This window comes from Chitinophaga nivalis (assembly GCF_025989125.1).
Lineage (GTDB): Bacteria > Bacteroidota > Bacteroidia > Chitinophagales > Chitinophagaceae > Chitinophaga > Chitinophaga nivalis.
Genome location: NZ_JAPDNR010000001.1, coordinates 548,503 through 568,254 on the forward strand (window position 1 = coordinate 548,503; position 19,752 = coordinate 568,254).

Consider the following 19,752-nt stretch of genomic DNA (forward strand, 5'->3'; position numbering starts at 1 on the left):
ACCTATACGTTATTCAGTATCTGCCAGTAAATCATTTCCGGAGAGCGCCCGGTTTCCCGCATTCCAAGTTTCTGCAGTACCCGCATGGAGGCGATGTTGGTCACGTGGCATTCTGCCACTACCTTTTCCACATGTGGCTGCCCGAAGGCCCAGTTAATGAGTGCCGTAGCAGCTTCCTGCATAAACCCCTGCCGCCGGTAAGCCGGCAACAGGGCGTATCCGATTTCTACCATCCCTTCCGGGTCGGGCCGGCCTTTAAATCCGATATCTCCCAACACCGTATTATCTGCCTGTGATACAATGATCCACAGCATCCAGGGAAACGATCCCGGATCATGCTGTAGCTGTTCAATAAAATGCGGTAACTGTTCTTTCAGTTCCGGTTGTGGCCATTCCGGCGGAATAACTGCCTGCAATGATACCGCAGCGTGTGGATTCTGCAGGTAGATTTCCGTCAGCAGCGGCAACCTGCACGGATATAGCAGTAGTCGATCTGTCCTAAGGGGTAACATGAACAAAAATTTACAATAAATATTAACAGGAAGGTTACCTGTGATGCAGCTTTATAGCTGCCGTATCCAGCACCTCTCCCGGCTGCAGCAGATGTATCTGCAGGCATTCTATATCTGCCGTCAGGGCTTTAAAGCGTTCAGGCGTACCTGTTAAGGAAGGCATCGTACCATAGTGACAGGGAATGACATGTTTTACTTTCAGCAATCGGGTGGCAAAAGCCGCTTCAAGTGGTCCCATTGTAAAACGGTCGCCAATCGGGAGGATAGCAATATCCGGTTCATAAATTTCTCCGATCAGTTCCATATCGCCAAATACAGAGGTATCTCCGGAGTAATACACGGAAATATCGTCGCTCATCCACACAATAAAACCATTGGCAGCATGGGTATAACCAATTTTGCCACCGGGAAGATTGATCTGTGAAAAATGGAATGCATTCGTCATGGTAATTTTAACATCCAGGATATTAAGGGTACCACCTGCATTCATCGGCTCAAAAACGTAGTCCGGTATGCCCTGTTCCAACAGGTACCAACGTACAATGGGACTGGCTATCACCTTTGGTGATCTGGAACGGATTACTTCCGCCAGTTTTGCATCCAGGTGATCACTATGGCCGTGGGAAACAAGAATCAGGTCTACTTTTGCGGGTATGACAAAATTGGCCGGCAGTGCCGGATTCCCGGTAAACCAGGGATCTATTAATATCACATGACCTTCAGGTGTGGTGATCTGAAAGCTGGAATGCCCCAGGAATTGAATGCTGGCGTGCTGCATATTCATAAGGATACTTGGTTATGGTTTACTTTCTAAATATACTATTTCTCATAGTAATTTGTTCCCGCTGCATTGGTTTCCGGGGTTGAAAATACAACACGGGAGATTCTTCTTTAGAAACGGATACTATAATAATGTAAGCATAACATTTACCATCATGCTACGCCAGGGTAGTCCCTAAAAGCAAAGGCCTGCCGGTGATACCGGCAGGCCTTTGCTGTATATAGCTGGTAAAAACTATCTGCGTTGTAATGTATAGATGATAGCAGCAGCTTTGTTCTCGAAGTTTAAATTAGCTCTCCAGGTCATCACACTGCCGGCGCCGGTAACTTCTACTCTATAACCATCTGCTACGTTTTTGGCTTTCACGCCAGTCAGCAGTTTTTTGAAACCGAACATGGTAACGCCTCCTTGTTTGCTGAGAGACCATACGATATTCTGTGTAACCGGGCTGCAACCATTCTGAGTAGAAGAGATAGTGTAGGAGCCATTAGCATTGTTATCCGGTAAAACCCACCTGCTGCCGACAAAACATTTGGCCGATGCTTCATCGAAAACAGTCACTTTAGCATTTTCCGGAATGCCTTCATAACGGATATCTGTTAACTCCCAGTTGCCTTTTACGGAGGCTTTATTAATGTCCTGTGTTACACCTTGTTTGGGAGAACAGGATGATCCGAAGATGGCTATCATTGCCAGAAATAATGCTGTTAATGAAAAATTTTTCATGGGAAAATGAATTTGTGTGTTAAAATGCTCGTGTATTCAACACGTTGCTGTCAAATAAGGTTTTATAACAACGAAAATACAGCGGCAAGTTCAGCTTTTGCAAGAAACGTACCAAATGAAAAGTGAAAGCTTAACGGGGGCCTGGCGCCGGAGCAGCGGTCGCAGGGAATTTGGATTGGAGTAAAATTTCTTCAAGATGTGTCGTGCGCTGATAAAGATACCAGGTGCTGGCCGCGAGTGACATCACCAGTACAACCAAGGCAATAAAGGCACAGCGCCACCAGATACTTACAGTAATATTCCGGTTCCAGCCGGGTTGAATGTTGATGTAGGTAGGACCACCACGCGTATGTCCGTTGCCGTTATGTCCCTGGCGATGGTCGTTCTCCCGGTACCGGTTATCTTCCCGGATATGCCGGAATACCAGGCCTTTCAACTCTATGGGCGGCAATACGGCTTCCCCGAGCATTTGTTTTTCAATTCTTACTTCTGCTGCAGCAATCTCTGTTTCCAACAAAGGAAAACGCCGACGCAAATGATGCAGCTCTGCTTCCTGCTCAGGTGTAGCAAGTCCAAGCAAATAACGCTCAATTATACCGCTTTCTATGTATTCCTGGATGTTCAAAACGTTACTTTACGAAAACTTACCATTTGTAAAATATGGTTAATAAATAATATATCTTAGATAGATACGAAAGCTTACTGTCTGTGGATTCTCAAAATGGGAAATATTTTAAAAAATTTTTCTTCCGTTGCTATTATAGAAGAAAAGTATTTCCGCTACTGTCTGGTTGTTGATAAATGATTTCGTTGCACCCGGTAGTTTTGGCTCTTTCCTGTTCCTGGCGATACTTGAGATAATAAAAGATGGCAAGGAATAGAAAGATCTTTGACATAATAAAGAAGATGATAAAGAAGATCTTCCACCAGCGGTGTACAGTAATATGATTGCCGTCGTTTGGCTGTAAATTGATAAAAGTATAGTTAGGAGGCGTGGCAGCACCAGCTCCTCCACCTCCCTGCTCCCATCTGATTTGCTGTAACACGCGTTCACGCACTTCAACCGGAGGCATAGCAGGTTCATCAAAAACGGCCTTTTCCAAACGACGTTCTACCAATGCGACTTCTGTATCCAGTTCCGGATACAGCTTTCTCATATGCCGCAGCTCCTCCACCTCGTCTTCCGTGGCCAGCCCCATCACGAAGGCTTCAATGATACCGCTCTCTATGTAAAATTTTAGTTCCAAGTATCTTTTAAGTATTTTCTGAAAGCCTTCATAGCAGCTCCCAGGATGTCATTTACCTGCTCTTCCGGCAAAGCCAGTAACCGAGCGATCGCTGTAATGGATAATCCTTTGAAATAACTGAGCCGGAATATCTGTTGTTCATTGGCCGGCAATATCAGGTAAAATTGTTGTAATACACCGTCTTCCCTTTCCATCAGCTCCGTACCGGTAAGCGCTGTATCAGGCAAGGCTTCCTGAATGGCCAGTTCCCTTGTCTTACGCATTAACCAGGCAAACAAAGTACGGTAGCCAGAGGTTTCATACGTTTCTATATGATGAAAAGCCCAGGTAAAAACCCGCACGATTACATCGTTTGCCCTCGTTTTGATGGGCACTAATTGCAACACTATTGAGTACAGTGCGCCTGCATACCGGTCATATAACAGCTCCCTCGCTGCGGGATCACCAATCACCAGTCGCTCAATGAGCACTTGCTCACTTATATGTGCCAGATCTCTCCCCAAAGATGTTATGTACTCGGTTTAAATTGCTAATATAGAAAAATTACCCATATAACTGATGACGCCATTGTGATGAAATTTGTTAACACAATAGCTAAATCGGATAAACTACAGCGGCATCGAATACAGCCAGTACTGTTGCCCTAAAATCGGATCCAGTTCCCTCATCAGGCTAAATCCCAATTTTTCATAAATATGCCGGGCATCAGGCATCATCGTGCTGGTATGCAACCCAATTGTTTTTTCTCCATTTTGCCGGGCTTGTTCAATCGCCATTACAGTAAGCTGATGGCCGATACCCTTACCTCTGAAAGCCGGATCTACACCTAATCGCCGGATATAGGCCCAGTCAGCCGGATAAATATCCGTTGCATGGCCCGAAGATACCAGAAAAATAACACCCACCAACTGCTCTCCCACTTCGCACACAGTGGTGGTGGATATTTGCATCAAAGCCTGTAATGCTGATTCATCTGCCTGGCTATTATACATCCTTTGCCAGTTTTCCGGTTCCAGCACGGTTGCAAACTGTCTATAACTCAACAGGGAAAGCGCTGTGATCTTTGCCATGTCTGCTGTTATTGCCAACCGGTAGTGAAGTGTATCCATATGCGTTATTTCCTTTGTCTCCGCTCCAACAATTAATGCCGGCTATCTGTTGAAACGCTATTACAACGTTTCACCTCCCCTTAAAATTATAGGAAGATGAGAGATAATCCCTTATTTCACCCAACAGGATAATTTTACAGCTGCTCCGGTACCGGGAAAATATAGGCTCCCTGCCGGAGGGAGCTACATCGGAAAATACGCCGTTGGTAATATTACCTTACTGACCCCGCTATCTCCGACAACATTTCCAGCTCCCTGCTGTTATTAAGCTGACCATAAAATGTTCTTTCATGCAGTACCGTTTTCTTTTATCAGTCGTTCTCTGCTCACTGATGGCTGTTTCCTGCAACAATAACCAGGCAACTAACCACAACGGCAGTACGGATAGCACCCTGGATCCACAGGCATCTCCTTCCGGGAGCCTGGACGTAAAGCCATTATCCGGGTATTTTGTAAAAAATACCATCACGGTGAACGACAGCCTCACCTTCTGGGTAATAGACAATGCAAAAACATTTGATAGCCTCTTTGGCGTCGGTAAAACTATGAACAACACCATCGATCAACCTGATTTCGGTACCCAACTGGTGATAGCGGCCACCATGCCGGCCACCTATTATGGTACACAGATCGAGTTATCATCTGCCACCATAGATAATTTAACGAACAATGCCACCCTGCGTTTCGAAGCGCCGGCTAATCAGGAGAAAGGGAGTGCTGCTATTATGCCTTTATGGCTGGGAGCCATTCCTAAAACAGGTAAAAGCATTATTAAACTATATACCGGAGAGCATCTCTCTACAACTGTTCACGAGCAGCCCTAAACAAACATCGCCGGATTACATCCGGCCAAAGTGCTGTTCTACGGCTGTTTTTCTGTAGGAAAAAATTCCATCCAGCTGGCGTTTTACCCATAGGTAATGCGCCAGCTTTCCCAACACTCCCAACGGCAGGCGGTAATGCACCGTATCTGTCATCCGCACGCCGCCCGGTACTGCTTCAAAGTGATGCTGATGATGCCACATCCGGTAGGGCCCCACCCTTTGTTCATCTACAAAATAAGATAGTGGCTGTACCTGTGTGATTTCAGTTACCCACTCCAACGGAATACCTGGTACCGGACTAACCAGGTAAGTAATGAATTGTCCTGCATAGATATGCCCGTGATACGGGGCAGAGGTAACCCTAAACCGCATATAGGCGGGGGTTAGCCGCGCCAGGTTATTGGCCGTGGCAAAAAAGTGCCACACCTCTTCCAGTGTAGCCGGAATCAACTGTATTTGCTGCAATGAATAAATGCTTGCCATATTGTAACATTAACAAAATAATAAGAATTACAGCAGCAAATTCCGGGATCGGCGAAACCGGCCTCCCGGGCCGGGAAATTATTCCCGCCAATCCCCGAATAGACCGTTAGTCTTTCGCCGCTTTTCGTAAGTTTGCAGCATATTTTTTTAATCCGACCCAGGCAACATGAATCAATATATCAGGAGCTGGTTATTCTGGCTGATGTTTATTATCGTCTCGATCTCTTTAACGCGCTGCGCCAATATTGTACCGCCCAGCGGCGGGCCGCGGGACAGTATTCCTCCTTTGCTGTTGCAGGCCCGGCCTAAAGACTCCTCGCTTCACTTCAACAGCAGGAAAGTATACTTTGTGTTTGATGAGTTCATTGAGCTGGAGAATGTGAATGATAAACTGATCGTGTCTCCTACCCTGAAACGTTCTCCGATTGTGACAGCCAAACTGCACACGGTTACCCTGGAAATCCGGGATACACTCGCGCCCAATACGACTTACACCTTCAATTTTGCAGATGCCATCCGTGACATCAACGAAAGAAATATCGTAGAAGATTATCAGTATGTGGTTTCCACAGGCAGCTACCTCGATAGCTTACAGGTGAGCGGCCGGCTGTTGAGTGCAGAAACAGGTCAGCTGGACAGTAACGTGGCTGTCATGTTGTACCGTGGCATGGATGATTCCATCGTTACCAAAGAAAAACCGGTTTATTATGCCAAAACCAAGGGGGATGGCACTTTCCGTTTTAAAAATATTGCACCGGGCACCTATAAGATATTTGCCCTGAAAGAGGAAGACCGGGACCTCCAGTACAACCAGCCTGCTGAGATGATTGCGTTTCAGGAAACCCCGATTGTGCTGAAAGAAGCCAACCTGGGTAACTTAAACCTGCTGTTGTTTATGGAAACCGACAGCACCATCAAACCGCCGCCGGAGCCGGTAGACTCTACCGATATAGACCTGGAGCCTGTTAAGGAAGATAAGAAAAAGAAACATCCCAAACTGACGGTTACCGCCACACTGGAAGGCGGGTTACAGGAATTGCCGGCTCCCATGAGCCTCACCTTCAACCTGCCATTGCGGAACCTGGACAGTGCCCGGCTCATACTGGGTGAAGACAGCAGCTATAATCCGGTTGCCTTCAGCAGTCAGCTGGATTCTACCCATACCAAACTATCGCTGCATTATAAATGGAAAGAAGGCATGCCTTACCGGCTGATTATTCCAAAAGATGCACCAACAGATACCTCGGGGCAACAGCTGGTGCGGGCCGATACCATCAGCTTCCGCAGTAAAAAAGCCAGTGACTATGCCATATTCCGGGCCGAACTGAAAATCAGTGACAGTACCCGGGCCGCCATCAACGATAGCACCATGCACTATGTGATACAACTTGTGCAGGATAAAACGATCAAATATGCCGGCACCGCCGTAAATGGTAAATGGCAGCAAACCTTTATCACGCCGGGAGAATATGAAGTACGGGTATTACTGGATGCCAATGGAAATGGCGTCTGGGACCGTGGTGTATATTTCAGGACACCGAAAAAACAGCCGGAAAGAGTCATTCTGCTTCCTGGTAAAGAAAACCTGAAAGCCTACTGGTCTGTCAGCAAAAAACTAGAAATATAAATGATTGCTGTCGCAACAGGGATGCCTGTTGCGACAGCAATATTCCTAACTTTGCACTATGGTATTTTCCTCCGCACTGATTGAAAACGCAGTAAATGAATTCTCCAGGCTGCCGGGCATTGGTAAAAAAACGGCCCTCCGGCTGGTATTACACCTCCTGAAACAGGAGCCTGCCCAGGTACAGCAGTTTGGAGACGTGATCGCACGTATGCGGCAGCAGATAAAATTTTGTAAAGTCTGTCATAATGTTGCCGATGAGGAAGTATGCAGTATCTGCAGTAACCATTCCCGGCAGCGGCAGGTAGTATGTGTAGTGGAAAACATCCGGGATGTGATGGCTATTGAAAACACCCAGCAGTTCAACGGGTTGTATCATGTGCTGGGCGGTATTATCTCTCCGATCGACGGCATCGGCCCGGATCAGCTGAACATTCACTCTCTCGTGGAAAGAGTGCGGCTGCAGGGCGTTGAAGAAGTTATTATGGCGGTAAGTCCCACTATTGAAGGAGATACTACCATTTACTACCTTTCCAAAAAGCTCCGGGAGTTTCCGGTAAAAATTACCACTATTGCCAGGGGGATTGCCTTTGGCGGCGAGCTGGAGTATGCAGATGAGATGACGCTGGCCCGGTCTATTTCCAACCGGCTGCCGCTGGAAAAGTATGTACAGCAGCAATAAAATAGCTAAAATACAGGTGGATGATTCACGCGATTATCCACGGTTAAATATAAAAAAATACGGGTGCTGTATAGCACCCGTCTTCGTTTAACCTGTAATTCCACGTTATGAAAAGTTTCAGCAGGCTTCTTTCTTCGAGGGAAGCCCCTGCAATATTGTATGATTGGTTTCTGATGTTTGTTGTTCCCGCAACTCTTTCCACCGTTGCATTTCATACTTGTTTAAGAAACAAACCTTAAACACTTCGGGTTGACTTTCGTCGTTTACATCGGGTACTGGTTGTAAACCAAGACTGGCCAGATGTTCACGCAGGGCATGGATGTGTTTTGATATGGTCATGACTGACTTTTTTTTGTTGTAATAAAATTTTCAGAAGAACGAATGATAAGGGCTGTGATTGTCAACAGCAACCATTGCAGGAATTTCTACAGGCGCAGGGCTGGTGGGGAGCCGTAGCCGGGTATATTACTGTATGTACATCATTTTGTTGCATGGTGATTTTCTATTACCCTACAAATATAGTAGACTTTATAGACTTCTTCCAAATTAATTTTTAGATATAGACAAAATTTATTCAAAATAAAAAACATATACACCTTTTGTCAGGGGGGATATAATAACATTCTAAAGTGCTGCCAGACTGCCTGCCGCATAAATTACTTAAACAAAAAATTACCCGGAAAGCTTTATATTTGCAGGGTTATACAGGGTGGATTTGTTTATTGTTCGACCCTGTTCTCTTAAACAGCAACTAATAAACAACTTAAGACACATGAAATCTTTACAAGACTGCGCCAATGAGCGCGTGCTTATCATTGACGGTGCTATGGGCACCATGATACAGCGATACAAACTCCAGGAATCAGATTACCGGGGTACCCGTTTTGCCAACTACCCCAGCGATCTAAAAGGCAACAACGATCTCCTCAACCTTACGCAACCCCATATTATATCAGCTATTCATAAAGAATATCTGGAAGCGGGTGCTGACATTATTGAAACCAATACTTTCAGCAGTACTTCCATTGCCATGGCTGATTATGACATGCAGGACCTGGCCTATGAGCTGAATATTGCCGCTGCCAGCATTGCCAAAGCGGCCGCTATAGAGTACACAGCTAAAAATCCGGATAAACCCCGGTTTGTGGCAGGTGCTATTGGTCCGCTGAACAAAACCCTGTCCCTTTCACCGGATGTGAACAATCCGGGCTTCCGCTCCGTCTATTTTGATGAAGTGGCGGCTGCTTATGAAGAGCAGATAAAAGGACTGACAGAAGGTGGCGTGGATATTCTGCTGATAGAAACCATTTTTGATACGTTGAACTGCAAGGCGGCCATATATGCCATCAAAAAGTATTTCCGCGAATCAGGCAAACCGGAATTACCTATTATGATATCCGGTACTATTACAGATGCCTCCGGCAGAACCCTCAGCGGGCAAACCCTGGAAGCATTTTATATATCGGTTATGCACGCCAAACCATTTTCCATCGGGCTGAACTGCGCCCTGGGAGGTCAGCAGATGCGCCCTTATGTAGAAGAACTGTCCAACATCGCCAGTTGTTATGTGAGTTGTTATCCGAATGCCGGCCTGCCCAATGCCTTTGGGGAGTACGATGAGGAACCGGAAGATACTGCCTGCATCATTGAAGATTTTGCCGCATCCGGCTTCGTGAACATTGTTGGTGGCTGCTGCGGTACCACACCGGATCATATCCGTCACATCGCCGCACACGTCAAACCTATTCAGCCACGCCCCTTACCGGAAGTGATTAGCACGCTGGCATAAACAAACACAGGAAGCCATTCTTCTTTAATCCGACTAACAGCAACAATGAGCGCAACCATTACAAACAACACAGATACCATCAGGGAATCTATTGGTGCAGACAATGAACAGCGGAGAGTGATTAAGCCCTTCATGCGGTTAAGTGGTCTGGAACCGCTGGTAGTAAGACCTGAAACCAACTTTATTAACGTAGGGGAACGTACCAACGTAACCGGGTCCAAAAAGTTTGCCCGCCTCATACGGGAAGGACAATATGAAGAAGCCCTGTCTGTAGCCCGCCAGCAAGTAGAAAGCGGCGCCCAGATCCTGGATGTAAATATGGACGATGCCCTCCTCGATGGCGAAAAAGCCATGTCTACCTTCCTGAACCTCCTCGCAGCAGAACCGGATATCTCCCGTATCCCGATCATGATAGACTCCAGCAAATTCAGTGTGATTGAATCCGGACTGAAATGCGTACAGGGGAAATGTATTGTAAACTCTATCAGCTTAAAAGAAGGAGAAGCCAAATTCATTGAGCAGGCCCATATCTGCAAAAGCTATGGTGCCGCTGTAGTGGTAATGGCTTTTGACGAATACGGACAGGCCGATACCGAAGAAAAAAGAGTTTCTTTCAGCCATCGTGCCTATAAAATATTAACCGAAGTAGTAGGATTTGATCCACAGGATATCATCTTTGATCCTAATATCTTCGCTATTGCTACCGGTATTGAAGAGCATAACAACTATGCTGTGGAGTTTATCTCCGCTACCCGCCGGATTAAAGAACTGATGCCACTGGCTAAAATAAGCGGTGGGGTCAGTAACGTATCGTTCTCTTTCCGCGGAAATGAAACCGTGCGGGAAGCCATGCACTCCGTATTCCTCTTCCATGCCATCAAAGCAGGGATGGACATGGGTATCGTGAATGCCGGGATGTTACAGATATATGATGACATTGAACCGGAACTGCGTAACCTTTGTGAGGATGCCATACTAAACCGTCGCGAAGACGCTACCGAAAGACTGATCCAGTTTGCCGAAACCGTAAAGGCCAAAGGCAAAGTGATAGAGAAAGACGAAAAATGGCGTTTAGGTACAGTAGAAGAAAGACTGAGTCATGCCCTGATCAATGGTATTACCGATTATATTGAAGCAGATACCGAAGAGGCACGCCAGCAATATGATCGTCCGCTGGATGTGATCGAAGGCCCGCTGATGGCCGGTATGAACGTTGTGGGAGACTTGTTTGGCAGTGGTAAAATGTTTTTGCCCCAGGTAGTAAAAAGCGCCCGGGTAATGAAAAGATCGGTAGCGGTACTCACTCCTTATATAGAAGAAGAAAAACTACGCATGCAGGCAGAGTTTGGCGGAGAGATTAAATCCGCCGGAAAGATCCTGCTGGCAACGGTAAAAGGAGACGTACATGATATCGGTAAAAACATTGTAGGGGTAGTACTGGCCTGTAACGGATATGAAATCATTGACCTCGGGGTAATGGTGCCGGCAGAAAAGATACTGCAGGCAGCCCGGCAGGAAAAAGTAGATATCATTGGACTGAGCGGATTAATTACCCCCAGTCTGGATGAGATGGTACATGTGGCCCGGGAACTGAAAAGGCAGGAATTTGACATCCCGCTGATCATCGGTGGCGCTACTACCTCCCGTACCCATACAGCGGTTAAAATCGCCCAGGAATATGCACACGGCGTAGTACACGTACTGGACGCCTCCCGGAGTGTAACAGTAACCGGCAGCTTGCTTAACAAGGCGCTCAAACCTAACTTCCTGGCTGATATACAGGAAGAATACCGTAAGCTCAATGATGCTTTCCGGAATAAAAAACCGACCAAACAATACCTGTCGCTGGCAGCTGCACAGGAAAATAAAACATCCATCAACTGGGACGCCTTCACCCCTGTCAGACCAACCTTTACCGGTATCCGGAAGTTTGAGGATTACGACATGGGAGAAATAGCCCAATACATAGACTGGCAGCCATTCTTTATTGCCTGGGAACTGCATGGCAAATTCCCGCAGATCCTGAGCGATGAGGTAGTAGGCGTGGAAGCTACCCGCCTGTTTGCCGATGCACAGGCCCTGCTGAAAAGAATTATCGATGAAAAATGGCTGAAAGCCAACGCCGTTATCGGTATGTATCCGGCCAATGTCATTGCGTCTGATACGATACAGGTAACGCCGGAACAAGCAGATATTGCACCGGTAAAACTGGAATTCCTCCGGCAGCAGATTAAAAAAGCTCCCGGACAACCCAACCTGTCACTGGCCGATTTCATTGCTCCCGCAACAACCGGTAAAACAGATTATATCGGCGGCTTTGCGGTCACCGCAGGTATTGGTATCGAAAAATGGCTGGACCAGTTCAAAGCAGAACATGATGACTATAACAGTATCATGCTGAAAGCCCTGGCAGACAGGCTGGCAGAAGCCTTCACAGAACTGATGCACGAACGGGTGCGGAAAGAATTCTGGGGTTATGCTACCGAAGAACACCTGAGCAACGAAGAGCTGATCAAAGAAGCCTATCTGGGTATCCGGCCAGCGCCAGGTTATCCGGCCTGTCCGGAACATACAGAAAAGTATAAACTGTTTGATCTGCTGAATGCCACCGAAAACACCGGGATCACCCTCACCGAATCCCTGGCGATGTATCCCGCCTCCAGCGTGAGTGGATGGTACTTTGCCAACCCGGAATCCAAGTATTTTGGTTTAGGTAAAATAGAAAAAGACCAGGTTACAGACTATGCCAACCGTAAAGGCTGGGCAGTAGAAGACGCAGAAAAGTGGCTGCGCCCGAACCTGGAATATGATATATAGCATGTGATAATAACAGCGAATAATAAATATATGATAGTCACAGTGGAAAGCAGCCTGCCATCGCGGGCCGCTTTCCACTGTATTGTTATTTGTTGTCCGTAATTCCCCACCATATAGCCCAAACAACATGAGGATCGTATCTTATAATGTAAACGGCCTGCGGTCGGCCATGACCAAAGGATTCACCGAATGGCTGCAGTCTGATCCTGCCGATATTATCTGCCTGCAGGAAATCAAAGCGCATCAGGAAAACATCGATTTCCAGCAGTTTGAAAAGCTGGGGTATGAACACTACTGGTTTCCGGCACAAAAAAAAGGTTACAGCGGCGTAGCCGTATTAACCCGTATTAAGCCGGATCATGTACAGTATGGTAATGGTTATATGCAAAGTGATACCGAAGGCCGGTTTATAAGGCTGGATTTCGGGGATATCACCTTAATCAATACCTACTTCCCTTCCGGCACCAGCGGCGATTTACGGCAAACCTACAAATACCAGTGGCTGGAAGAGTTTTTTGGTTACCTGGATGAGTTGAAGAAAACACGGCCGCAGCTGGTTGTTTGCGGGGATTATAACATCTGCCACAAACCTATCGACATACATGATCCGGTGAGCAACAAAAACTCAACGGGTTTCTTACCGGAAGAACGCGCCTGGATGGACCGCTTCTTTGCCAGCGGCTTTGTGGATACCTTCCGGCATTTCAATGCCGATCCGCACCAGTACAGCTGGTGGAGCTTCCGCGCCAATGCACGGAACAATAACAAAGGCTGGCGTATCGACTACATCAATGTAACGTCGCCGCTGATGCCGAAGCTGAAACATGCCGCTATTTTCCAACAGGTAAAACATTCTGATCACTGCCCGGTATTCCTGGAGCTGGCGCCCTGACCGGTTGTTGACAAAACTATTCAAATCAAGAAGGCATATGATCATATACAATGTAACCGTAAAAGTGGCCGCAGATAAGCATTCTGAGTGGCTACAGTGGATGAGGGAAGAACATATTCCAGCCATGTTGCAAACAGGTCTTTTCGTGAATTACCGCATGAGCAGGCTCCTTGAACAGGATGATACGGAAGGACCTACCTATTCTGTGCAATATTTTACAGATAGTTTTGAAAACTACGAGACCTTTAAAACCACGCATGCACAAGGCCTGCGGCAAAGAGGGTACGACGTTTTCGGCGATCGTTTTATTGCTTTTACCACCGTGATGCAAGAGGTTTAAACAAGCAGTCCTTACTAAACTTATCCACACGAAATTCACTATTTTCAAGGCATCGGGAGTTTGGTACAATACTTGGTCCTAAGCCGCGTTAATACTAAAAAAACAAGCAAATAGGCTACGGTACAGGGTTTTGTGTGATCCTGCTAAAGTTATATGCTTTAGCACGCAAAACACCAATCAGCTGTAACCGTTACCAGTAGCGTTTTTCAGCCGATAAAATTTTGTATAAAAAAGTTGTAAAAAATTTGGTAATCTGATAAAACGCGCTATATTTGCTCACATCAAACATTTTTTCACTAGTTAAATCTTACTAACTATGAACAAAGCCGAATTAATCGACAAGCTTGCTAAAGATGCAGGCATTACCAAAACCCAAGCTAACGAAGCTCTGGATTCTTTCACCAAAGCTGTTGCTGATACCCTGAAAAAAGGTGGTAAAGTAACTTTGGTTGGTTTCGGTACTTTCTCCGTTTCCAAACGTGCTGCACGTAACGGTAGAAACCCACAAACCGGTCAGATCATCAAGATCAAAGCTAAGAAAGTTGCTAAGTTCAAAGCTGGTAAAGCTTTATCCGACAAGCTCTAATCAGTTAGCACAACTTATTCAAGCAAGGAACAATTTATGTTTCTTGCTTTTTTTATATAAGAAGGCCTGCTGTAAACTATTTCAGCGAATTATATTAATTTGCAGCCTGATAACATCATATATTCACAAACAACAAACTTCAATTATTCGTTATGGGTAGAGGAGATATAAAAACCAAAAGAGGTAAAATCTTCAGCAAGTCATTTGGTAAAGTAAGATCTGCGAAAACCAGAAAAACTGCTGCTGCTGCTGCTCCTAAAGCTGAGCCAAAAGCATAAGAGAAAGAAATTACACATTTCAGATTACGCATTGTACCGGAGTAATCAGCAAAGATCCTTTGCTTTTATCTGCTGTACAATGCGTAATTTTTATCCGGAAACCGGTACTCACGGCGCCAGGCGCTCAATGTTCCAGTCTCCCGCTGCTGTTAAAGTATATAATATCCGGTCGTGCAAGCGACTGCTCCTGCCCTGCCAGAACTCTACTACCGCAGGTTTCACCACATAACCACCCCAGTAATCGGGCCGCTCAGGTACTGCTGTTTCATATTTGGCAGCAACCAGACTCACCTGTTGTTCCAGAAAAGAACGGTCCGGAATCACTTTACTCTGCGGAGAAGCAATGGCACCTACCCGGCTTCCTATCGGACGACTATTATAATATTCATTGCTGATACCCGCACTAGCCTTGCTGACCGTGCCTTCTATACGTACCTGCCGTTCCAGTTCCCGCCAGAAAAACAATAATGTTACATGCGGATTCAGCGCCAGCTCTTGCCCCTTGCGGCTTTCATAGTTGGTAAAAAACAAAAAACCTTCTTCATCAAAACTCTTCAGTAATACAATGCGGGCAGAAGGGCGGCCGTCAGGCGTACTGGTAGCCAATGTCATGGCATTGGCTTCATCAATTTCACCACTGATGGCATCCTGCCACCACTTCCCAAACTGTTGCAACGGATCGGATGCTACATCACTTTCATCCAGGGAGGCCATTATATAATCCTTACGTAAATCAGCTACTTTCTGGTTCAGCATAATCTGTTCATTTATGGGTTTAAACCTGTAAACAAAGGTATGGAAGGATAATAGTAATTTTGCTGACCTGATATAAATCATATATGAAACGCGTATCCATATTATGCCTGCTGGCAGCTACCCTGTTATTGTCGTGTAATAGTGGCGGCAATAACCACAGCAATACGGCAGATGACAGCACAGCCTCCCTGGTTGTTCCACTGGTATCCACGCCTTACTTTTATACGCAGCTGAAAGGACAGCTAAACGGGCAAGACATTATCCTTCAACTGCTTAAAACAGCCCCTCAGTTATACCGCGGATCCTATTGTTTTGACAGCACCGGATCTCCCATCGGATTATGGGGTAGTCTTGATTCCGGACTGGTTAAACTGTATGAAGAAAACAGCGGTGAGGAAGAACGGGTTTTCAGCGGGCATTTAACCGACGACGGCCACTTCAAAGGGGTATGGCATGGTGATGGTACTTCCCATCATTTTGAGCTGCATACAGACCTGAAAAATGCCCTTCCTCTAACAGTATATTATGCCAGCGATTCTGCCAGGTTACTTCCTGCACATCCTCAGTCGCCGGTAGGTATTGTTTCCAACAGCATTGTATGGCCTGTAGCCGGAACAGATACCGTATTGGCCACCTTACTGCAGCAAAACATTACAGGCAGTTCCCGTTTCCATGATCCGCAGCAATACCTGAAAAAGGAAATCGACTCCTTTATCATGAGTTATCAGCTGTCTGCCCGGGATGCCGACAGCACTGAGCTCAATGACGCTACCCAGGCGATGTCCTGGAACTGGAGTACCGATAATTATATGCGGGTAATCTGGAATACCTGGCCCATGCTGGTATTGGAAAAATACAATTACGATTTCACCGGGGGCGCTCACGGCAACTGGGGCGCTACTTATATCAGCATTGACCGGTCGAAGAAAAAGGTGATTACTCCCGATGACCTGTTCAAACCGGGTTATAAAGAAGTGCTGAGTGGGTTGCTGGATAAAGCCTATCGCGAGAAATACCAGATCCCGGAAGATGAACCGCTGGGACAAAACCTGCTGGTGAAAAGCATTTCGCCCAACAACAACCTGATTGTTACCGGTAAGGGAGTTGCCTTCAGTTATGTGCCTTATGAAATAGGCCCGTATGCACTGGGACAGGTTACCCTGTTTATTCCTGCTGCGCAGCTCAAAAGCATCCTGAAATAAATAATAGCCGGGAGAAGCCGGCAATAAAAAGACAGGGGATAAAAAACAGTTATATACTGTTTTTTATCCCCTGTCTTTTTTATGTCAATGAAAAACCTGCTTTCCCACAGTGTGTACTGTGTGTATGTAGCACCCGTTTTTCTATTATTTCTTTGTTTATCCTTTTACCAGTGTACCTACATTTTTGCCCATGATTACATTCAGGAGGTTACCTGGTCTGTTCATGTCAAATACAATGATAGGCAGTTTATTTTCCTGGCAAAGGGTAAATGCCGTCATATCCATTACATTGAGCGATTTCTGATATACTTCAGAAAAAGTAATGGTTTCAAAACGGGTGGCTGTTTTGTCTTTCTCCGGATCTGCCGTATAGATACCATCTACGCGGGTTCCTTTGAGAATAACATCTGCCTGGATTTCTATGGCGCGCAGTGAAGCAGCGGTATCTGTAGTAAAGTAAGGGTTACCGGTACCACCACCAAATATCACCACACGGCCTTTTTCCACGTGCCGGATAGCACGGCGGCGGATATACGGTTCTGCGATCTGTTCCATTTTAATGGCAGATTGCAGACGGGTATACAGTCCTACTTTTTCCAGTCCGCTCTGTAAAGCCATACCATTAATAACTGTGGCCAGCATCCCCATATAGTCACCCTGTGCCCGCTCAATACCACTTTCGGCTTCGTTCATACCACGGTAAATATTTCCACCGCCGATGACGATTGCTACCTGCACCCCTAAATCAGTGATTGATTTAATGTCGTAGGCATACTGAGAAACTACCTTCGGATCAATACCATAATTTGCATCCCCCATGAGGGCCTCACCGCTCAACTTGAGCAAAATACGCTTATACTTTGGCAACATGACGCTATAAAATATTGTAAGATTGTAATATTCCTAATGTAATGACTGGGTCTCAAGATACAACTTAAATACAGAAAGCTAAAAAACGGAGGTAAAATGCATGTTGTTTTACGGGTTCCTTTTCTGCCAGCTGTGATTTTTGTGTAATGCACAAAAAAAAGGAGAGAAATAATTCTCTCCTTTTTTATAGTAGGATCTTATTAACCTAAAGCAATCCGCTTGAAGCTGATTACTTTCAGATCAGCATCTACTGATTTCAGGAAGTCGCCTACAGACTTGTTATTGTCTTTTACGAATGCCTGTTGCAGCAGGGTGCTTTCTTTGAAGAATTTATTCACTTTACCGGCAGCAATTTTCTCAGCCATTTCAGCTGGTTTGCCTTCTGCTTTCACCTGTTCAACAGCGATTTCTTTTTCGCGGGCAACCAGTTCAGCAGGAACACTGTCCGCATCAACTGCGATCGGGCTCATAGCTGCGATCTGCATAGCGATGTCTTTACCTACTTCTTCAGAAACAGGTTTAGAGAAAGCTACCAGTACACCCATACGGTAATTACCGTGGATGTAGGAAGTTACGCCACCAGCAGTAACGAATTCGAATTTATTCAGGGTGATTTTTTCACCGATTTTCGCTACCTGATCGTTTACTTTATCAGCTACAGTAACGCCATCCAGTTGAGCAGCATTCAGCTCTTCAACAGTTTGGGTACCGTTAGCCAGTGCCAGATCCACGATAGACTGCGCAAATTTCACGAAGTCTTCGTTTTTAGCAACGAAGTCAGTTTCACAACCTAACCCAACGATAACGCCGGATTTACCATCTGCAGAAGTTTTAGCGATGATAACACCTTCTTTGGTTTCACGGTCGGAACGCAGTGCAGCTACTTTCTGACCTTTCTTACGCAGGTAGTCTACTGCTTTTTCGAAATCACCATCACTTTCAACCAGTGCCTTTCTGCAATCCATCATACCAGCACCAGTTTGCTGACGCAGTTTGTTTACATCAGCTGCTGTAATTGTTGCCATGTGCTATAATTAGTTTAATTGTTGTAAAAATTAATGCAAATATAGAAGCGATATATTAGCTAATGGTTAACTATTAAACCAGTGCTTGAAAAATCAATGCTACCCGGCTTAACAGTTAACCATTATACAATTAATATTATCTGCCGCCTCCTGGTTTTCTAGGAGCACCACCGCCAGCGTTGGAAGGACGACGTTGACCGCCACCTGCATTACCACCGCCACGGTTAGGACCACCGCTACCGCGGTTAGCGCCACCCGGACCACCTGGACCTCTGCCGCCGCCACCACGGTTAGCACCGCCTTGGCCGCCGCCCTGGCCTCTTCCGCCCGGAGCACCTGGTTTACGACCTCTTTCGCGGTCTTCACCACCTTCTACTTCAAATTTGCGTGCTTTGTCATCTGCTTCTTCTTCCTCTTCTACTTCTTCTGATTTCTCAGTAGCTCTTTCAGACAGACCTTCTGCGATAGCAGCGCAGATGTAGCTGGTGATGATAGCAATAGATTTGGTAGCGTCATCGTTCGCAGGGATAGCGAAATCTACTTTAGTAGGATCAGAGTTGGTATCAACCATACCGAAAGTAGTGATGCCGAGACGTTTAGCTTCAGCCAGTGCAATGTGCTCGTGGCTGATATCCACCATGAATAAAGCAGCTGGAACACGTGCCAGTTGGGCAATACCACCCAGCACTTTCTCCATTTTCTCTTTATCGCGGCTTAAAGTCAGACGTTCTTTCTTAGTGATGTTGTCGAATGTACCGTCCTGCAGCATTTTTTCGATGCTCTGCATTTTCTTTACACTCTTACGGATCGTAGAGAAGTTAGTGAGCATACCACCTAACCATCTTTCAGTAACGAAAGGCATGTTGATGTTACGCGCAGCATCTGCTACGATTTCTTTCGCTTGCTTTTTAGTAGCAACGAACATGATCTTTTTACCGCTTTTAGCGATAGATTTCAGGGCAGCTGCTGCTTCCTGTAATCCTTCTACGGTTTTATTCAGATCAATGATGTGAATACCTTTCTTTTCTGCGAAAATAAAAGGCAGCATTTTTGGATTCCACTTTTTCTTCAGGTGACCGAAGTGAACACCTGCCTCCAGTAACTGCTGCTGCAATGAGGTATTATTTTCCATGTTTATATTGCTCAATTAAAAGGATCAAATAATGTTTAGCTATTAGCTTGTTGGTGACCAGCTGTTCGCAAATAATG

At 45.9% G+C, this 19,752-nt stretch carries 23 protein-coding genes; 10 read left to right on the forward strand and 13 right to left on the reverse strand.

Going from position 1 to position 19,752, the window contains the following annotated elements; translation table 11 throughout:
- Nucleotides 1–2 precede the first annotated feature (2 nt).
- The 7 genes from OL444_RS02290 to OL444_RS02320 all read right to left on the reverse strand — a co-directional run bounded on the left by OL444_RS02290 (nucleotide 3) and on the right by OL444_RS02320 (nucleotide 4,336).
- On the reverse strand, nucleotides 3–512 hold the full coding sequence (locus OL444_RS02290) for a GNAT family N-acetyltransferase (RefSeq protein WP_264734861.1): 510 nt from the start codon (nucleotides 510–512) through the stop codon (nucleotides 3–5).
- Between the two features lie 34 nt (nucleotides 513–546).
- Nucleotides 547–1,296: a metal-dependent hydrolase gene (locus OL444_RS02295; protein ID WP_264734860.1), complete on the reverse strand. Its 750-nt coding sequence runs from the start codon at nucleotides 1,294–1,296 to the stop codon at nucleotides 547–549.
- 231 nt (nucleotides 1,297–1,527) lie between these two features.
- Nucleotides 1,528–2,019, reverse strand: coding sequence for a lipocalin family protein (locus OL444_RS02300; RefSeq protein WP_264734859.1), 492 nt, complete (start codon nucleotides 2,017–2,019; stop codon nucleotides 1,528–1,530).
- A gap of 130 nt (nucleotides 2,020–2,149) precedes the next feature.
- A complete protein-coding gene (locus OL444_RS02305) occupies nucleotides 2,150–2,644 on the reverse strand; it encodes a hypothetical protein (protein ID WP_264734858.1) in 495 nt (164 codons plus the stop codon).
- A gap of 133 nt (nucleotides 2,645–2,777) precedes the next feature.
- Entirely contained in the window at nucleotides 2,778–3,266 is a 489-nt protein-coding gene (locus tag OL444_RS02310) for a hypothetical protein (RefSeq protein WP_264734857.1), read from the reverse strand.
- A complete protein-coding gene (locus OL444_RS02315; RefSeq protein WP_264734856.1) occupies nucleotides 3,257–3,769 on the reverse strand; it encodes an RNA polymerase sigma factor in 513 nt (170 codons plus the stop codon). Before OL444_RS02315 ends, OL444_RS02310 begins: the two co-directional genes overlap by 10 nt.
- Before the next feature lie 105 nt (nucleotides 3,770–3,874).
- Nucleotides 3,875–4,336: a GNAT family N-acetyltransferase gene (locus OL444_RS02320; RefSeq protein WP_264734855.1), complete on the reverse strand. Its 462-nt coding sequence runs from the start codon at nucleotides 4,334–4,336 to the stop codon at nucleotides 3,875–3,877.
- A 329-nt stretch (nucleotides 4,337–4,665) separates the two neighbouring features.
- Here OL444_RS02320 and OL444_RS02325 point away from each other — a divergent pair, with 329 nt between their 5' ends.
- Nucleotides 4,666–5,199, forward strand: coding sequence for a hypothetical protein (locus OL444_RS02325; RefSeq protein WP_264734854.1), 534 nt, complete (start codon nucleotides 4,666–4,668; stop codon nucleotides 5,197–5,199).
- A gap of 15 nt (nucleotides 5,200–5,214) precedes the next feature.
- Here the strand turns inward: OL444_RS02325 and OL444_RS02330 are convergent, their stop codons facing one another.
- Complete coding sequence (locus OL444_RS02330) at nucleotides 5,215–5,682, reverse strand: SRPBCC family protein (RefSeq protein WP_264734853.1); 468 nt, start codon at nucleotides 5,680–5,682, stop codon at nucleotides 5,215–5,217.
- Between the two features lie 166 nt (nucleotides 5,683–5,848).
- Between OL444_RS02330 and OL444_RS02335 the strand changes: the two genes are divergently transcribed.
- On the forward strand, nucleotides 5,849–7,309 hold the full coding sequence (locus OL444_RS02335; protein ID WP_264734852.1) for an Ig-like domain-containing protein: 1,461 nt from the start codon (nucleotides 5,849–5,851) through the stop codon (nucleotides 7,307–7,309).
- A gap of 58 nt (nucleotides 7,310–7,367) precedes the next feature.
- Nucleotides 7,368–7,988 (forward strand): recombination mediator RecR, encoded by a 621-nt coding sequence (recR, locus tag OL444_RS02340; RefSeq protein ID WP_264734851.1) that lies wholly within the window; start codon nucleotides 7,368–7,370, stop codon nucleotides 7,986–7,988.
- Between the two features lie 117 nt (nucleotides 7,989–8,105).
- Here recR and OL444_RS02345 read toward each other — a convergent pair whose 3' ends face one another.
- Entirely contained in the window at nucleotides 8,106–8,327 is a 222-nt protein-coding gene (locus tag OL444_RS02345; protein WP_264734850.1) for a hypothetical protein, read from the reverse strand.
- Nucleotides 8,328–8,760: 433 nt separating this feature from the next.
- Between OL444_RS02345 and OL444_RS02350 the strand changes: the two genes are divergently transcribed.
- From OL444_RS02350 to OL444_RS02375, 6 genes are all read left to right on the forward strand, one after another.
- The gene (locus OL444_RS02350; RefSeq protein WP_264734849.1) at nucleotides 8,761–9,777 is read left to right on the forward strand and encodes a homocysteine S-methyltransferase family protein; all 1,017 of its coding nucleotides are present in this window, start codon (nucleotides 8,761–8,763) and stop codon (nucleotides 9,775–9,777) included.
- Nucleotides 9,778–9,822: 45 nt separating this feature from the next.
- Nucleotides 9,823–12,594 carry a methionine synthase gene (metH, locus tag OL444_RS02355; protein ID WP_264734848.1) on the forward strand — a complete coding sequence of 924 codons (2,772 nt, stop codon included), beginning with the start codon at nucleotides 9,823–9,825 and terminating at the stop codon, nucleotides 12,592–12,594.
- Nucleotides 12,595–12,721: 127 nt separating this feature from the next.
- Nucleotides 12,722–13,486 carry an exodeoxyribonuclease III gene (locus tag OL444_RS02360; RefSeq protein WP_264734847.1) on the forward strand — a complete coding sequence of 255 codons (765 nt, stop codon included), beginning with the start codon at nucleotides 12,722–12,724 and terminating at the stop codon, nucleotides 13,484–13,486.
- Nucleotides 13,487–13,523: 37 nt separating this feature from the next.
- Entirely contained in the window at nucleotides 13,524–13,826 is a 303-nt protein-coding gene (locus OL444_RS02365) for a DUF4286 family protein (RefSeq protein ID WP_264734846.1), read from the forward strand.
- A 316-nt stretch (nucleotides 13,827–14,142) separates the two neighbouring features.
- The gene (locus OL444_RS02370) at nucleotides 14,143–14,412 is read left to right on the forward strand and encodes an HU family DNA-binding protein (RefSeq protein ID WP_012788562.1); all 270 of its coding nucleotides are present in this window, start codon (nucleotides 14,143–14,145) and stop codon (nucleotides 14,410–14,412) included.
- Nucleotides 14,413–14,564: 152 nt separating this feature from the next.
- Nucleotides 14,565–14,690 (forward strand): 30S ribosomal protein THX, encoded by a 126-nt coding sequence (locus OL444_RS02375; RefSeq protein WP_264752002.1) that lies wholly within the window; start codon nucleotides 14,565–14,567, stop codon nucleotides 14,688–14,690.
- Between the two features lie 108 nt (nucleotides 14,691–14,798).
- On the opposite strand, the gene pdxH is transcribed toward OL444_RS02375, so the two are convergent.
- Nucleotides 14,799–15,446 (reverse strand): pyridoxamine 5'-phosphate oxidase, encoded by a 648-nt coding sequence (gene pdxH, locus OL444_RS02380; protein ID WP_264734845.1) that lies wholly within the window; start codon nucleotides 15,444–15,446, stop codon nucleotides 14,799–14,801.
- Between the two features lie 83 nt (nucleotides 15,447–15,529).
- On the opposite strand from pdxH, the gene OL444_RS02385 reads away from it, so the two are divergent.
- Nucleotides 15,530–16,648 (forward strand): DUF3298 and DUF4163 domain-containing protein, encoded by a 1,119-nt coding sequence (locus tag OL444_RS02385; RefSeq protein ID WP_264734844.1) that lies wholly within the window; start codon nucleotides 15,530–15,532, stop codon nucleotides 16,646–16,648.
- A 156-nt stretch (nucleotides 16,649–16,804) separates the two neighbouring features.
- On the opposite strand, the gene pyrH is transcribed toward OL444_RS02385, so the two are convergent.
- From pyrH to rpsB, 3 genes are all read right to left on the reverse strand, one after another.
- Nucleotides 16,805–17,518, reverse strand: a complete 714-nt coding sequence (gene pyrH / locus OL444_RS02390) for a UMP kinase (RefSeq protein WP_264734843.1) — start codon at nucleotides 17,516–17,518, stop codon at nucleotides 16,805–16,807.
- Between the two features lie 200 nt (nucleotides 17,519–17,718).
- Nucleotides 17,719–18,543 (reverse strand): translation elongation factor Ts, encoded by an 825-nt coding sequence (tsf, locus tag OL444_RS02395; RefSeq protein WP_264734842.1) that lies wholly within the window; start codon nucleotides 18,541–18,543, stop codon nucleotides 17,719–17,721.
- A gap of 136 nt (nucleotides 18,544–18,679) precedes the next feature.
- Nucleotides 18,680–19,675, reverse strand: a complete 996-nt coding sequence (rpsB, locus tag OL444_RS02400; protein WP_264734841.1) for a 30S ribosomal protein S2 — start codon at nucleotides 19,673–19,675, stop codon at nucleotides 18,680–18,682.
- Between the last annotated feature and the right edge of the window lie 77 nt (nucleotides 19,676–19,752).

What these genes read in the sequence shown, in the direction of transcription:
- OL444_RS02290 (WP_264734861.1), bottom strand. Translation starts at nt 512, where the DNA reads ATGTTACCCCTTAGGACAGATCGACTACTGCTATATCCGTGCAGGTTG.
- OL444_RS02295 (WP_264734860.1), bottom strand. Translation starts at nt 1,296, where the DNA reads ATGAATATGCAGCACGCCAGCATTCAATTCCTGGGGCATTCCAGCTTT.
- OL444_RS02300 (WP_264734859.1), bottom strand. Translation starts at nt 2,019, where the DNA reads ATGAAAAATTTTTCATTAACAGCATTATTTCTGGCAATGATAGCCATC.
- OL444_RS02320 (WP_264734855.1), bottom strand. Translation starts at nt 4,336, where the DNA reads ATGGCAAAGATCACAGCGCTTTCCCTGTTGAGTTATAGACAGTTTGCA.
- OL444_RS02325 (WP_264734854.1), top strand. Translation starts at nt 4,666, where the DNA reads ATGCAGTACCGTTTTCTTTTATCAGTCGTTCTCTGCTCACTGATGGCT.
- OL444_RS02330 (WP_264734853.1), bottom strand. Translation starts at nt 5,682, where the DNA reads ATGGCAAGCATTTATTCATTGCAGCAAATACAGTTGATTCCGGCTACA.
- OL444_RS02335 (WP_264734852.1), top strand. Translation starts at nt 5,849, where the DNA reads ATGAATCAATATATCAGGAGCTGGTTATTCTGGCTGATGTTTATTATC.
- recR (WP_264734851.1), top strand. Translation starts at nt 7,368, where the DNA reads ATGGTATTTTCCTCCGCACTGATTGAAAACGCAGTAAATGAATTCTCC.
- OL444_RS02345 (WP_264734850.1), bottom strand. Translation starts at nt 8,327, where the DNA reads ATGACCATATCAAAACACATCCATGCCCTGCGTGAACATCTGGCCAGT.
- OL444_RS02350 (WP_264734849.1), top strand. Translation starts at nt 8,761, where the DNA reads ATGAAATCTTTACAAGACTGCGCCAATGAGCGCGTGCTTATCATTGAC.
- metH (WP_264734848.1), top strand. Translation starts at nt 9,823, where the DNA reads ATGAGCGCAACCATTACAAACAACACAGATACCATCAGGGAATCTATT.
- OL444_RS02360 (WP_264734847.1), top strand. Translation starts at nt 12,722, where the DNA reads ATGAGGATCGTATCTTATAATGTAAACGGCCTGCGGTCGGCCATGACC.
- OL444_RS02365 (WP_264734846.1), top strand. Translation starts at nt 13,524, where the DNA reads ATGATCATATACAATGTAACCGTAAAAGTGGCCGCAGATAAGCATTCT.
- OL444_RS02370 (WP_012788562.1), top strand. Translation starts at nt 14,143, where the DNA reads ATGAACAAAGCCGAATTAATCGACAAGCTTGCTAAAGATGCAGGCATT.
- OL444_RS02375 (WP_264752002.1), top strand. Translation starts at nt 14,565, where the DNA reads ATGGGTAGAGGAGATATAAAAACCAAAAGAGGTAAAATCTTCAGCAAG.
- pdxH (WP_264734845.1), bottom strand. Translation starts at nt 15,446, where the DNA reads ATGCTGAACCAGAAAGTAGCTGATTTACGTAAGGATTATATAATGGCC.
- OL444_RS02385 (WP_264734844.1), top strand. Translation starts at nt 15,530, where the DNA reads ATGAAACGCGTATCCATATTATGCCTGCTGGCAGCTACCCTGTTATTG.
- pyrH (WP_264734843.1), bottom strand. Translation starts at nt 17,518, where the DNA reads ATGTTGCCAAAGTATAAGCGTATTTTGCTCAAGTTGAGCGGTGAGGCC.
- tsf (WP_264734842.1), bottom strand. Translation starts at nt 18,543, where the DNA reads ATGGCAACAATTACAGCAGCTGATGTAAACAAACTGCGTCAGCAAACT.
- rpsB (WP_264734841.1), bottom strand. Translation starts at nt 19,675, where the DNA reads ATGGAAAATAATACCTCATTGCAGCAGCAGTTACTGGAGGCAGGTGTT.